The sequence below is a fragment of the Rhodococcoides fascians NBRC 12155 = LMG 3623 genome (assembly GCF_001894785.1).
Taxonomy (GTDB): domain Bacteria; phylum Actinomycetota; class Actinomycetes; order Mycobacteriales; family Mycobacteriaceae; genus Rhodococcoides; species Rhodococcoides fascians.
In genome coordinates, this window is record NZ_BCWW01000001.1 from 743,739 (window position 1) to 757,446 (window position 13,708).

The 13,708-nt window shown below is 64.8% G+C and carries 13 protein-coding genes; 5 read left to right on the forward strand and 8 right to left on the reverse strand.

The window, feature by feature from the left end:
* Window positions 1–168: 168 nt before the first annotated feature.
* Window positions 169–1,221: an alpha/beta hydrolase gene (locus RFA01S_RS03740; protein ID WP_052060938.1), complete on the forward strand. Its 1,053-nt coding sequence runs from the start codon at window positions 169–171 to the stop codon at window positions 1,219–1,221.
* Between the two features lie 16 nt (window positions 1,222–1,237).
* Here RFA01S_RS03740 and RFA01S_RS03745 read toward each other — a convergent pair whose 3' ends face one another.
* The gene (locus tag RFA01S_RS03745) at window positions 1,238–2,140 is read right to left on the reverse strand and encodes an oxygenase MpaB family protein (RefSeq protein ID WP_032392800.1); all 903 of its coding nucleotides are present in this window, start codon (window positions 2,138–2,140) and stop codon (window positions 1,238–1,240) included.
* A 2-nt stretch (window positions 2,141–2,142) separates the two neighbouring features.
* Window positions 2,143–3,660, reverse strand: coding sequence for an aldehyde dehydrogenase family protein (locus RFA01S_RS03750; protein ID WP_370878754.1), 1,518 nt, complete (start codon window positions 3,658–3,660; stop codon window positions 2,143–2,145).
* Between the two features lie 102 nt (window positions 3,661–3,762).
* Here RFA01S_RS03750 and RFA01S_RS03755 point away from each other — a divergent pair, with 102 nt between their 5' ends.
* Complete coding sequence (locus RFA01S_RS03755) at window positions 3,763–4,437, forward strand: GntR family transcriptional regulator (protein WP_052060940.1); 675 nt, start codon at window positions 3,763–3,765, stop codon at window positions 4,435–4,437.
* A gap of 6 nt (window positions 4,438–4,443) precedes the next feature.
* Here the strand turns inward: RFA01S_RS03755 and RFA01S_RS03760 are convergent, their stop codons facing one another.
* The 3 genes from RFA01S_RS03760 to RFA01S_RS03770 are packed head-to-tail and all read right to left on the reverse strand — an operon-like array spanning window position 4,444 to window position 7,717.
* Window positions 4,444–6,810, reverse strand: coding sequence for an FdhF/YdeP family oxidoreductase (locus tag RFA01S_RS03760; protein ID WP_032399298.1), 2,367 nt, complete (start codon window positions 6,808–6,810; stop codon window positions 4,444–4,446).
* A 48-nt stretch (window positions 6,811–6,858) separates the two neighbouring features.
* Window positions 6,859–7,119: an acyl-CoA-binding protein gene (locus RFA01S_RS03765; protein WP_032364582.1), complete on the reverse strand. Its 261-nt coding sequence runs from the start codon at window positions 7,117–7,119 to the stop codon at window positions 6,859–6,861.
* A gap of 28 nt (window positions 7,120–7,147) precedes the next feature.
* Window positions 7,148–7,717, reverse strand: a complete 570-nt coding sequence (locus RFA01S_RS03770; RefSeq protein WP_032408443.1) for a TetR/AcrR family transcriptional regulator — start codon at window positions 7,715–7,717, stop codon at window positions 7,148–7,150.
* 23 nt (window positions 7,718–7,740) lie between these two features.
* On the opposite strand from RFA01S_RS03770, the gene RFA01S_RS03775 reads away from it, so the two are divergent.
* Together RFA01S_RS03775 and RFA01S_RS03780 are read left to right on the forward strand one after the other, a co-directional pair.
* The gene (locus RFA01S_RS03775) at window positions 7,741–8,673 is read left to right on the forward strand and encodes an oxygenase MpaB family protein (RefSeq protein WP_032408444.1); all 933 of its coding nucleotides are present in this window, start codon (window positions 7,741–7,743) and stop codon (window positions 8,671–8,673) included.
* Window positions 8,674–8,701: 28 nt separating this feature from the next.
* Window positions 8,702–9,484 (forward strand): alpha/beta fold hydrolase, encoded by a 783-nt coding sequence (locus tag RFA01S_RS03780; RefSeq protein WP_032408445.1) that lies wholly within the window; start codon window positions 8,702–8,704, stop codon window positions 9,482–9,484.
* A 52-nt stretch (window positions 9,485–9,536) separates the two neighbouring features.
* Here RFA01S_RS03780 and RFA01S_RS03785 read toward each other — a convergent pair whose 3' ends face one another.
* Both RFA01S_RS03785 and RFA01S_RS03790 read right to left on the reverse strand, forming a co-directional pair.
* The gene (locus RFA01S_RS03785; protein WP_032408446.1) at window positions 9,537–10,853 is read right to left on the reverse strand and encodes a class I SAM-dependent methyltransferase; all 1,317 of its coding nucleotides are present in this window, start codon (window positions 10,851–10,853) and stop codon (window positions 9,537–9,539) included.
* On the reverse strand, window positions 10,850–12,295 hold the full coding sequence (locus tag RFA01S_RS03790) for an FAD-binding oxidoreductase (RefSeq protein WP_052060942.1): 1,446 nt from the start codon (window positions 12,293–12,295) through the stop codon (window positions 10,850–10,852). The genes RFA01S_RS03785 and RFA01S_RS03790 overlap by 4 nt, the downstream gene beginning before the upstream one ends.
* Window positions 12,296–12,553: 258 nt before the next feature.
* Here RFA01S_RS03790 and RFA01S_RS03795 point away from each other — a divergent pair, with 258 nt between their 5' ends.
* Window positions 12,554–12,988 carry an SRPBCC family protein gene (locus RFA01S_RS03795; protein ID WP_027494535.1) on the forward strand — a complete coding sequence of 145 codons (435 nt, stop codon included), beginning with the start codon at window positions 12,554–12,556 and terminating at the stop codon, window positions 12,986–12,988.
* On the opposite strand, the gene RFA01S_RS03800 is transcribed toward RFA01S_RS03795, so the two are convergent.
* Complete coding sequence (locus RFA01S_RS03800) at window positions 12,985–13,635, reverse strand: hypothetical protein (protein ID WP_139278370.1); 651 nt, start codon at window positions 13,633–13,635, stop codon at window positions 12,985–12,987. The two genes, RFA01S_RS03795 and RFA01S_RS03800, sit on opposite strands and share 4 nt — an antisense overlap.
* Window positions 13,636–13,708: the final 73 nt, after the last annotated feature.

The following is a 13,708-nucleotide window of genomic DNA, read 5'->3' on the forward strand; positions in this document are numbered from 1 at the left end:
GCACTTCGGCCTTCCGGAGCCGGTGTGTGCTGGGTGTTCGACGCCTCGAGCCGGCTCGGTCGGGAGCGGTCGCGTGCGTTTTTCGATGGGCGACGTCGAGTGCCGTGCCGCGGGTTACGGGCAGCGTACCCATATCCGAACGGTCGGTCGGATTGTTATTCTGGCGGCATGATGCGCACCCGAGGACTGCTGGCCGGACTGGCCGCGTCGATGCTCCTGCTCGTCGGCGCGGGTACCGCGGCCGCTGCTCCGATCAACGTTCCGTGGTCACCCGACGACGCGCTCGATTCGGAGGTCAGCTTCGAGTCCGGCGGCGTCACCTTCTACGGCAGCCTCCGCATGCCGGTCGGCGACACCCGCGGCGTGGCCTTGGTGCTGCCGGGCAGCGGGCCGACCGATCGCAACGGGAACTCGGGTGATCTGCACCTGAACACGACCGCATACGTCGCCGACGAGTTGTCCCGACGCGGTATTGCGAGCCTGCGGTTCGACAAGCTCGGGAGCGGCCGCACCGGGCTGGCCGGGGTGGATCCGAACAACCCGCCCGGCTTCGATGCGCAGGTCGACAATGCCGCGGACGCACTGGCTTTCCTGCAGCAGCGCACCGGTGTCGGGGCGGATCGCACGACGGTGATCGGGCACAGCGAGGGCGCACTGACGGCACTGCGCCTGGCCGATGCCGACAGTGCGGCGTTCACCCATGTCGGCCTGCTCGAGCCGTTGTCCATCCGCTACCTCGACCTGCTGACCGCGCAGGTCGATCGCAACATCGGCGAGGCCGTGGCGGTCGGCCAGTTCACCGAGGAGCAGGCCGCGTCGTCGCGGGATCGCTTCGCCCAGGCCGTCGCCGATATTCGCGCGGGACAACCGCTGTCTGCCGAGCCCGACCCGATCGTCGACGGTCTGGGACTGCGGCAGAGCGCCACCTTCCTGCGGGAAGCGGATGCCACGGACCCGGCGGATCTGGCTGCCGCGCTACCGGACTCGTACTCCTCGTTCCTGACCTGCTCGGACAAGGACCTGAACGTGTCCTGCGGCCAGGTCGAGAACGTGCGAGTGGCCCTGGGCCACACCGACCTCCACTTCGCGCACTTCGCCAACAGCTCGCACATGCTGGGCGAGCTCGGCCCGCTGCCCGCCGATCCGAACACTGCCCTGGCACCGCTGCCGCTCTCGGGGGAGTTTCGCGATGCGTTCGGGCGGTGGGTGGACGGACTCTGACCCGTCGAGTTGGCAGTTACGTCGTCGCTACCGGACAACCGCGAATCGGTGATGCGGCCTGGGTGCCCAGATCTTTCGGGCTGTACCCGACGGGATAGCCGGGGTAGGTCTTGTTGCCCGCGTCGGCTGTCGTGCGTGAGTGTTTTCTCGAGGGCAGGAAACGCTCCACGCGGGCCTTGGTCCGCAGCGCCCGCACCGCGGCCCGTTCCAGCGTGGGTGAGCCGGCGGGGAAGCCGAATGCGTTCGCCATCCGATCGTCGAGCAACGCGAACACGCCCTGCCGGACGGCCGGGGTGAGCGCGGCGGGAAACCACGAGCAGTAGAGATCGAGGGTGTAGGTGCCGATGCGACGGTTGTCCTCGCTGAAGCGGAACGTTCGTTCTTCGTAATCGAGCTTGAACTGTGCGAACTCGGTATACGACTCTGGAATGTCCTTGATGCCCATGCGTTTACCCACTTCGCTGTAGAAGTGGAAGGTCGCGAGCCGCTCGTGGGGATGCAGACGACGCCACCCGTAGGTGTCGATCCATTCGATGGGCTCGTAGATGAACGTCGTGAGCACGTACAGCATGTCGTCGTTGGAAATGTCGTACTGGGCGTGCATTCGATTGACCGTCCGCAGTGACTGACGACCTCGTTCGGAGTCGTATCCGTGCTCGACCATTTCCGACATCAGCAGCGAGGTGTCGTCGTACCGCTTCTGCGGTCGCTTCTCGAACTCGCCGGTCCGGGCCAGCAGAGCGGAGATCGTCGGCACGCAATACGTTCGGAACAAGGCGAATTCGAGGGCCCGCTGATAATCCCAGGGGAACTCGTACCCCGCGGTGATCCGGTGAATGGTGTGACAGTCGCGGACCGGGTCGAGTTCCTCGACGCGGCGCAACCACCCGTATCGACCCCGACCCGGCGCGATGTCCATGGTCAGCCTCGTCCGTGGCGAAGTTTGAGCGCCAGCACCGAGAGCTTCATGTTTCGTGCTTTGCGCTTCATCGTCAGCAGATCGATCGGTGCCGCGAAGCCCTGCACAGTCAGTGATTTGACGGTGCTGAATTCACGAAGACCGTCGTCGCCGTGGATGCGCCCGAAGCCCGAGTCGCCCGTTCCGCCGAACGGTAGGGCCGGGACGCCGGCGAAGCCCAGCACCGAATTGACCGTCACGACACCACAATCGAGCTTCTCGGCGGCGCGTCGCCCGACCGCGGTGTCCTTGGTGAACACCGATGCACCCAGACCGTAGGAGGACGCGTTGGCACGGGCGATGGCCTCGTCCAGGTCGCGGACCTTGTTGACGACGACGGTGGGCCCGAACGTCTCCTCGGTGATCGCGGTCGAATCCTCGGGAACGTCGGTGAGGACGACGGGGTCGATGTACGGCCCGTGCAGTGAGTCGAGACCTCCCACCAATGCCGTGCCGCCCTTGGCCAACGCATCCTCGATCTGGCCGCGGACGATGTCGCTCTGCTTGCCCAGCGTCATCGGGCCGTAGGACGAGGTCTTCGATCCACCGGGCTTCAATTCCTTGACCGCCCTGGTGAATTCGACGACGAACCGGTCGTACACCGGGGCGGCGACGTAGATACGTTCGACTCCGGCGCAGGTCTGCCCGGCATTGCCCATCGCGCCGAACGTCGCGAACTCCACGGCCGCAGGGATATCGGCGTCGGCGTCGACGAGCATCGCGTCCTTACCGCCGCACTCGGCGATCAGTGGCGTCAACGACTTCGCGCAGGTGGCCATGACTTTCTTGGCCGTCGCGGTCGAGCCGGTGAACGCGATCTTGTCGACGCCGGCTTCGACCAGGGCGGTGCCGGTGGAACCGTCGCCGGTGATCGTCTGGAACACCGGGTGGGGAGCGGCGAGCGACTGCCACTTCTCGGCCAACCAGACCCCGACACCCGGAGTGAGTTCGCTGGGCTTGAAGACGACGGTGTTGCCTGCGGCGAGGGCGTACGCGATCGACCCCATCGGCGTGTAGAGCGGGTAGTTCCACGGCCCGATGACGCCGACGACGCCGAACGGGCGGTAGCTGACGTAGGCCTTCTGGTTGATGGCGAGCAGACCCGATCCGACCCTGCGCTGTTTCAGGGTCTTGCCGGCGTGGCGCGCCGCCCAATCGATGTGTTCGACGCCCAACATGACTTCCAGCAGGGAGTCCTCGTCCGGCTTGCCGGTTTCGGCGGCGATGACGGCGGCGAGGCTCGCGGCGTCGCGGGCGATCGCGGTCTTGAATTCGAGGAGCCACCGCTTGCGGCCCTCGAATCCCTGCGCGTCCCACCACCGGGCGGCCGAGCGGGCGCGGGCCACGGCGATCTCGACCTCGGCGCCGTCGGCGATCGGGTACGTGGCGAGTGCGAGACCCGTTCTGGGATCGAGGCTTTCGAAGGTGCTCTCGTTCGTTCGTTCGATCTGGTCCGTCACGGGCTCTATCCTCCAGCAGATCGCATCACATATATTTGATGTGATTCAATGTTGTCCAGGACACACTATGCGCCCGCCACCGTTGCAACAACCCCCGCAGCCCCGCTGTGCAGGAGATGTGGAATGAGCCTCGATCTCACACGCACGGCGTCTTCGAAACAGCCGATTGCGCGACGACCGCAGCTGTCCGAGGACGTCGCAGTGAGCATCAGCCGAAGGATCGTCGCCGGTGCGCTGAAGCCGGGGGCGTTCGTCCGCATCGACGAGACCGCAGCCGAGTTGGGAGTCAGTGCCACCCCGGTACGCGAGGCGCTGGTGTCGTTGCGCGGCGAAGGGTTGCTCGAATCGGTCCCGCATCGGGGCTACCGCGTTGTCGAACTGACACGGCAGGACATCGACGACATCTTCTGGTTGCAGGGCACGATCGCCGCGGCCTTGGCCGAGCGGGCATCCCGCCGGGTCACCGCGGAGCATCTCCAGCAGTTGACCACCCTCAACGACGACCTACGCGACGCCGTGACACGCACCGACGCCGATGCCGTCGAACGGTGCGAGTTCGAGTTTCACCGCGCCATCAACAAGATCGCAGGCGGCACCACATTGGCGTGGTTTCTGCTCGGTGCCGTCAAGTACACCCCGACGCATCTACATGCGTCCGACACCGACTGGGGACGACGGGCGGTACGCGGCCACGAGGAATTGATCGAGGCGATGCGTCGAGCCGATCACCGGGCCGCCGGTGAACTGATGCGACATCAGTTCACCGACGCAGCGACCCTGGTTCGATCGTTCAGCTGAGTCCGCTCAGCTCAGGTGATGCGGCTGGGGGTGCGACTTGTGCCCCTCGTCCGAGCCCTCGTTGTCCTGATGACCGTTCGACGTGCCCTGCGCTCCTGTTCCCGCCGGAACCATCGAGATGATCACCGACTTCGAAGTAGGGCAGTTGCTCTGCAGCGCAGTCGAATCCAACGGAATCAGCGGATTGGTCTCGGGGTAGTACGCAGCAGCCGACCCACGCGGGGTGTCGTACTCGACGATGCGGAACGACGGCGCGCACCGTTCCACGTCGTCGTCGTCCCACTTGGTGACGAGATCGACCATGTCGCCGTCGCGGAAGCCGAGCGTCGAGATGTCTTCTCGGTGCACGAAGATGACGCGTCGGCCGTTCTCGATTCCGCGGTAGCGATCGCTGAGGCCGTAGATCGTCGTGTTGAACTGATCGTGGCTGCGCAGCGTCTGCAGAATCAGATGGCCGGACGGAACCTGCAGCACGTCGATCGGCGAGACGGCGAATTCGCCCTTGCCGCTCTTGGTTTCGAACGTCCTGCTGTCGCGAGGGGGATGCGGAAGGACGAAGCCGCCGGGTCGTCGAACATTGACCTCGTACCCTTCGCAACCGGCGACGACGCGCGAGATGTGCGTGCGAATGTTGCGGTAGTCGTCGCGGAAACCCTTCCAATCGAGACCGTATCGATCACCGAGTGTCGCCTCGGCGATTCCGCTGACGATCGCGACCTCCGAGCGCAGGTACGGGCTCGCGGGCTTCAGCGGTCCTCGTGACGAGTGCACCGAGCAGGTGGAGTCCTCCACCGAAATCCATTGCTCACCACTGGCTTGCACGTCCTTCTCGGTGCGTCCGAGGGTCGGCAGAATGAGAGCCGTCTCGCCGCACACGAGATGCGAACGGTTGATCTTCGTGGAGATCTGCACGGTCATGCGCATCTTGCGCAGCGCCTCGAACGTGACGTCGCTGTCGGGCGTCGCCTGTACGAAGTTGCCGCCGAGGCCGAGGAAGAAATGGGCCTTGCCGTCGCGCATGGCGCGGATCGAGTCGACGGTGTCCAAGCCGTGCTCACGGGGCGGCTCGAAGTCGAACTCCGCCGCCATGGCGTCGAGGAAGGCCACCGGAGGGCGCTCCCAGATGCCCATCGTTCGGTCGCCCTGCACGTTCGAGTGGCCACGGACGGGAAGCAAACCGGCACCGGCCTTACCGATGTTTCCTTGCGCGAACGCGAGATTGGTGACTTCCTTGATGGTGGCGACGGCATTGCGATGCTGCGTCAGACCCATCGCCCAGCAGAAGACGGTGGCCTTGGAGTCGCGCAGCATCTCGGCGGCCTCGGTGATCTGCTGCATCGACAGACCGGTGACCTCGGTGACGAGATCGAAATCGACCTCGGCAACGTGTGCCTTCCACTCGTCGAATCCGACGGTGTATTCGCCGAGGAATTCGTGATCGAGGGCGTCCCACTTCACCAACAGCGCCCCGAGGGCCTGGAACAGAGCGAGGTCGCCGTTGAGCTTGATCGGCAGGTGCAGATCCGACAGATCGGTACCGGGACCGACCATGCCGCGCGGGGTCTGGGGGTTCTTGAAGTTCAGCAGTCCCGCTTCGCGAAGGGGATTGATGGACAGAATCTTTGCGCCGTTCTGCTTCGCCAGCTCGAGGGCGGAGAGCATACGCGGGTGATTCGTGCCGGGATTCTGGCCGGCCAGGATGATCAGTTCGGCGTTGTGAACGTCGTCGAGCGTGACGCTGGCCTTGCCGATGCCGATGGATTCCTGCAGCGCGATGGACGTCGACTCGTGACACATGTTGGAGCAGTCGGGCATGTTGTTGGTGCCGAACGACCGAGCGAACAACTGGTAGATGAACGCGGACTCGTTGGACGCACGACCCGAGGTGTAGAAGATGGCCTCGTCCGGGCTGGCCAGGCTCTTCAACTCGTCGCCGATCAGACGGAACGCATCGTCCCATTCGATGGGCTCGTAGTGGCTGCCGCCGGGGAGCTTGATCATCGGATGCGTGATGCGGCCTTGCTGACCCAACCAGTGTTCGGTGTGCGCATCGAGCTCGGCAATGCTGTGCTGCGCGAAGAACTCCGGAGTGGCTCGCGTCGTCGTCGCCTCCTCGGCGACGGCCTTGGCACCGTTCTCGCAGAACTCGGCGGCGTGCCGATGACCCGGATCGGGATCGGGCCACGCGCAGCTCATGCAGTCGAAGCCCTCGGCCTGGTTCAGCTTGAGGAGCGTCTGCGCGGTGCGCTTGGGACCCATGTGTCCCAGCGCGCGCTTCATCGACACCGCGACGGCGGTGGCACCTGCCGCATGGGTCTTCGGCTTCTCGATGTCGAGCTCGGCCTCGTCGACGTCGCTGTCGGTGCGTCTCATGCGGGTCCCTTCGTTGCGTTACCCCCGCCCTCGACCATAGCCGTAGGCTCAGCCGGCGAGGAGTGCGGTCACCAAATCCACGTACTGCTGTTTCGCCGAATCCTGGCTCGTGCCTTCGAGCTTCGCCCAGGCATCGAACTTTGCGCGGTTCACCATGTCCAGCCGTCCGGGACGCTTACCCGTCACGTCTCCGATCGAACCTTGCTTGAAGAGCGAGTACAGGCGCAGCAGATCGTCGTTGCTCGGCTTGGACGTGAGCTTCTTGACGTCAACCTGCGCATCGGCGAACGACTGGTCGAGATCGGACATGAACGAGCTCCTTCGGCTGTAGGTGCCGTCATCCTTGCACGGCGGCCTGCTCGAGGATGCGTATACAGTGCGCGACCAGAGCGTCGCGAGTGGCGTCGAGGGTGCCGTCCAGAAAACCGATGAACAGAGCCGTCAACGCGCCGACGGTTCCGACGGCGACGAGCTGCCGGTCGGCGGACTCGGGTAGCCGGGCACGAACCAGTTCGACGAACCCGGGCAGCAGGTCGAGTCCGCGTCGGCTCAGCGCAGGTTCGGCCAACGGAGCGATCAGCAGCACTCGTCCCATCCGAGGCTCGTCGACGACGATTTCGACGAACGCCCGGACGGGCGCGGCCACGGCGTCCTCCGGTGATGCTCCGGCGACGGCGTCCTCCAGGGCCTCCTGCGCTCGGGCCCCTACCCAGGCGTAGACCGCGCGAACGAACGTGTCGCGATCGGTGAAGCTCTCGTAGAAGTAGCGCTCGGTGAGTCCGGCTGCGCGGCACACGGCGCGGACGTTGACCGCGGGTCCCTCCTGCGCGCCGAGGAGTTCGATCCCGGCGTCGAGCAACGCGTCGTATCGCTTGGATCTGCGCTCTTCCAACTGTTGACTACGCATGTTGTCGAGGCTACTCTGACAACATGCGTAGTCAGTTCGATCGACCCGTCCCACTCGGTCCCGACTCGCTCACCTGGAAGTACTTCGGTGACTGGCGCGGGATGTTGCAGGGCGTGTGGGCGGGGTCGATGCAGAACATGCACCCGGGCCTCGGAGCGGGCGTCGAACAGCATTCGACGTTCTTCGACGAGCGATGGCAGCGCCTCTACCGATCCCTGTATCCGATCGGGGGAGTGGTGTTCGACGGCGACCGCGCCGAGGAAACCGCCCGCCAGGTTCGCGGCTACCACAACGACATCAAGGGAATCGACTCGAAAGGGCGCACGTATCACGCCCTCGATCCCGACACCTTCTATTGGGCACACGCGACGTTCTTCATGGGCACGGTGCTCACCGCCGACCGTTTCATGGGCGGACTGACCGAAACGCAGAAAGTGCAATTGTTCGACGAGCACGTGCAGTGGTATCGGCTCTACGGCATGAGCATGCGATCGGTGCCCGAGACCTGGGCCGAATTCCAGAAGTACTGGGAGCACATGTGCACACACGTGCTGGAAGACAACATGGCTGCACGTGGAGTACTGGATCTGTCCGCGCTCGGCCCGCCGCCGTATGCCTCCTGGCTGCCGGAACGAGGGTGGGCCGTGCTGCGCAGACCGGTGGCATCGTTGTTCGTCTGGATCACCGTCGGGCTCTACGACCCGCCCGTCCGGGAGCTACTGGGATACACGTGGTCGGAGCGGGACGCACGACGGTTCGCGGTGTTCGGCAGGGCGGTGAACCTGGCGTTCGGGCTGGTGCCGCGTCGTCGCCGACTCCATCCGCGCGCCCGAGCCGGCTGGGATCGTGTCGCGGGCCGCAGGCCGGAATCGGCTCCTCTGGTGCACACGCCTGCCCGCAATCTGCCGCCGGCGCAGCGTCGCTCGCACCCGTCGCACTACAGCCCGAAAGTGTAAGTTTCCGGTCTCCGGGTACGACGCGGGTATGTACAACGTCAGAACTGGCAGCGGGTCGCCGCTGGTCCTCGTCCACGGGCTCGGGTCCTCGTACCGCAACTGGGATCCGATCGTCCCGGCACTCGCGGAGCACCGCGAGGTCATCGCCCTCGATCTCCCCGGGTTCGGACGGACACCGCCGCTGGCCGACGTGTCCATCGCGTCGTTGACCGATGCCCTGCGCGCGTACCTCGACAGCGAGGGATTGTCCGACGCCGATCTCGTCGGCAGCTCGATGGGCGCGCGGATGGTCGTCGAGCTGGCTCGGCGGGGTCACCGGGGGTCGATGGTGGCCCTCGATCCGGGCGGCTTCTGGAACGACCGTCAGGTCAAGGTGTTCGGGGCGACCATCACCGCATCGCTGGCGTTGATGAAGCGGGCGCAAGCGCTGGTGCCCTTCCTGGCCGGGAACCCGATCACCAGAACCGCTGCACTGGCGCAGTTCTCGGCCGCGCCGTGGAAATTGCCGAGCGGACTGGTCGAACGGGAGCTGAAGGGCTTCTCTGCCAAGACTTCACCCTCGCTCGACGCCGCTCGCAAGGCACTGATCCACGGGCCCAAGCAGCAGGGTGCCCCGAAAGGTTCCCTGCAGGGGTCGCTGCTCATCGGCTGGGGCCGTCAGGACAAGGTGACGACGCCCAGCCAGGCAGAGGTGGCAATGCAGCGTTTCCCCGACGCCACCCTGCACTGGTTCGACAAATGCGGACACTTCCCGCACTGGGACCAGCCGACCGAAACCGTCCGAGTCATCCTGCGGGCGACCGGTCGCTAGCTCCCATGTGAGTGGAACTTCGACCCCTGCTACGAAGTTCCACTCACAAGGCTCAGCCGTTCCACCACGGACGCAGAGGTACGTCGGCTTGACCTATCGGTCCCAGCTTGACCGCTAGAACCTGGTGCAGCTGAACGACATTGCGCTCGAATCCCAGACGGGACCCGGCCATGTACAGGCCCCAGACACGGGCTGTTCCCTCGCCGGCCTCGGCGACGCACGCATCCCAGTTGTCCACCAGGTTCTGGCACCACCCGGCGAGGGTCAGCGCGTAGTGCTCGCGGAGGTTCTCCTCGTGCCGGACCTCGAGGCCGACGTCCTGGATCTCGGTGATGATGTGACCCGATCCGGTCAGCTCCCCGTCGGGAAAGACGTACCGGTCGATGAAGCTGCCTGCCTTGGCGTGCGCGCGGTTGTCGGGCCGGGTGATCGAGTGGTTCAGCAGTCGACCACCGTCACGCAGCTTGGACTGGATGAACGTGAAGTACGCCGGGTAGTTGCCGACACCGATGTGCTCGGTCAGCCCGATCGACGAGATCGCGTCGAAATTCGTCTCGGGCACGTCGCGGTAATCGGAGAAGCGAACCTCGGCGAGGTCCGACAGCCCCTCGTCTTCGATGGCCTTCTGTGCCCACGAGGCCTGCTCCTGCGAGAGAGTCACACCGATGACCTGAACTCCGCGTCGCGCTGCGTAGCGCACCATCGAACCCCAGCCGCACCCGATGTCGAGCAGCCGATCACCGGGCTGCAGACCCAGTTTGTCGAACACCAACCGATACTTGTTCTCCTGCGCGGCCTCCAGAGACTGCTCGATGTTCTCGAATGCCGCACAGGTGTACGTCATCGAGGGACCGAGGACCATCTCGTAGAACCTGTTGGACACGTCGTAGTGGTGGTGGATCGCTTCGGCATCGCGTGTCTTGGAATGCCGCAGACCCTCCGCGATGCGACGCCACCGTGGAATCGCCTCCTGGGGCGGAGGAGCGATGGGACGCAGCACGTCCCAGCCGAGCGACCGAGCGATCGAGGTCAAGGTCATGGCCGATGGGCGGCGGAAATGGAGCTCGTCGCCCATCAGCGCGAGCAGTTCGTAGGGATCACCGGGATGAACACCGGTGGCCTCCAGGTCGCCGGAGACATAGGCGCGGGCCATGCCGAGATCGCCGGGAGCTGTTGCGAGATAAGTGGTTCCGCGTGGGCTCTTGAGGTTGAGGCCGATCTTGGCATCCTCGGGGCCGGCCACGCTGCCGTCGTACGCGGTGAAACGCAGGGGAATGTTGCCGTCGGAGATCAGCTCGAGGATCTCGGAGATCTTGAGTTTCTGTGGCCCGTTCACCGTGCGATTGCCGGAGTCCTTGAACGTCGTCATTTGCGCTGCACCGCCTTCGAGTACAAATCCAGCAATCGGGATTCGGGATCGTATTTTTTCTTCAGTTCTCTGTATTTCTCGCCGCCGTAGAGAACGGCGAATTCATCCTCGGTGTAGTAAGCGTCCGAGTACAGCGATTTATGCCCCTCGAACTCGGTGACCTTCTTCTCGATGGCGCGGTTCGCGGCACCCTCGGGTCGACCGGGCACGATCGGCACCGACGACCAGAAGCCGATGTTGACGTAGGTGCGCTTGGGCTCGAGCGGGTACAGCGGCCACGGCCGGGATGGATCGGCTCCGGGGGCGGCCGGTTCGCGAAGACGCAAGGGGCACAACCACAACGGCTCGATCGGAATCTCGTCGAGAAACCAGCGTACGAATCCGGCGGTGTGTTCGATGGGAACCTCGACGTCCTGTACGACGCGTTCGCGCGGCGGATTTCCCTTGCGCTTCTCGAGTCGATCGGCGATGTCGTACTTGCGATCGAGGCCGATCAACTTCCAGTAGAAGCTGCTGCGGCGGTACTTGCGCGGCCAGAAGCGTCGGATCCGGGGGTTCTGGGTTCCGAACGCACGCGAGCACCAGAACCAGTCGGTGTCCCACCGCCATAGGTAATCGTGGATGGTGAGCCGATCGGTCTTCGGAGTGTCCGACGAATGCTGGATCGAGCGGTAGAAGATGTCGGCACCGGTGTAGTCGCTGACGGGGCCGGGCTCATCGGTCTGGACCCCGAGAGTGAGGTAGCTTTCGTCGGCGCTGAAGACGACGCCGTCCAGGTACTGAACTTCGATGCCGTCGTACTCACGCCGAGCGACGATGGTGTCCATCGTCGTTTGAAGCGTGTCCAGATCGTGGAATCGCAAGTGGCGCAGGGCAACGAACGGAAGTACCGGCTCGAGTTCGATCTTCAGCCGCGTCGAGTAGCCGAGAGTGCCGTACGAGTTGGGAAAGCCCCAGTACAGGTCCGCGTGCTCGCCCTCGGGTGTTGCCGTGAGGATCTCACCGCTACCGGTGAGGACGTCGATCTCGAGTACCGACTCGTGCGGAAGCCCGCTGCGGAACGACGTCGACTCGATGCCGAGTCCGGTGACCGCGCCGCCGAGGGTGATCGTCTTGAGCTGCGGAACGACGAGAGGGGCGAGGCCGTAGGGCAGCGTCGCGTCGACCAGATCCTCGTACGTGCACATCCCCGCCACGTCGGCGGTGCTAGCCGCGGCATCGACGGTGACGACCTTGCTCAATCCCGAGACGTCGAGTCCCGGCGTCTTCGAGGTCGTCCTGGCCCGAAACAGGTTGGACGTCTTCTTCGCCAGACGCACCGTCGCGTCGGTCGGTATTGCGCGATAGCTGCGAAGCAACTTCTCGACACCCGACCGATGCGCTGCGTAACCGCTCTCCCTCGGTTCTGGCCGTCGTCCGAGAAGAGCATTCACTGAAGCCACGAGTAGACGCTATATCTCGTACTGCTCGGTATCCACCGAAGCTGCCGACGGTCCGGTGAAACTTCACGCAACTGTTGTCGAATCGGCCGGCTAAAACAGAACTATTCGGACAAATGGTTGCATCATGCATGTGTTTTTCGATGACGATTGATCGTATGTGAACCACCTCACACACCCTCGGCGGCAGTGCCGACATCGGGAGCGACGCGAGGCAGGATGGACAACGCAACCCCAATCGACTCGAAGGAGAACGTTCTCGTGGCTCAGGTCAGCGCATCCAGTTCCGCCACCATCGCCACCACACCCGATCAGGTGCTCGCCGCGCTCGCCGACTACGAAACCGTGCGGCCCCGCATCCTTCCCGAGCAGTATCGCGACTACCGGGTGGTGCAGGGCGGACAAGGCGGCGGCACCGTGGCCGAATGGACCCTGCAGGCCACCGAGAAGCGAGTGCGCAACGTGAGCGCCTCCGTCACGGTCTCCGGCTCGACCATCACCGAACGCGACGCCAACTCCTCGATGGTCACCACCTGGACCGTCGCCCCCGAAGGCAACGGGTCCGTCGTCACCACGACGACCGAGTGGGCGGGTGCCGGAGGAATCGGCGGATTCTTCGAGAAGACGTTCGCGCCCCTCGGATTGAAGAAGATCCAGGCCGCGACCCTCGACAACCTGCGCCGCGAGTTGATCTAGACCCGCTCGAAATCCGGCTCTTCGATCAACGCCAACGTGCCGACCACCACGGTGCGCATCGACCACAGAAACATCCCGTCGGGTCCACGGTCGATCGTGTCGTAGGCCCCCGGCAGGGTGTCGAGGTCGGTGCGCGCCGCGATCGCGTCGTCGTACTCACGGTCGCGGCGATCGGCGTTGTACACCATCTGCGCCAACGCAAGTGCATGTTCGCTGACGGTGATGACGGCCCACGTCGCCTGCTTGGAAGTCAGTTCGTAGCGCACTCGATATCGGGTCTGCACGGTGTCGGCCATGCGCAGCGCGTCGACGGAACTGGGAGTCAGTCCGATCAGATACTCGGCGATGCCCGGGTTCTCGAGTACGAGCACCCGCAACGCGGACGAGAGTCCCAGCAACGCGTCGTGCATCGACTCGTCGTCTCCGGGGAGCGGCGGCGACCAGCGTCGCAGGATCTCCTCGGCGACCAGGGCCTTGAGCGCGGTCGGGCCGTCGATGTTGTTGTAGATCGCGACGATCGATACGCCCAGCGCGTCGGCGACCGACTTCACCGTCACCTTGGGCAGCGTCAGCGCGATGCCTGCCTCTGCCATGGTTTCGGGAGTCACTCGGCGCTTGCGAGGGGTCGAGCTCGCCGGCGCGTTCATGCCCTCAGGCTACGTCGGCTCAGAACTGACGGAACGTCAGTCGAGTGTCGAACCCGATCGTGCGGCCGAACGT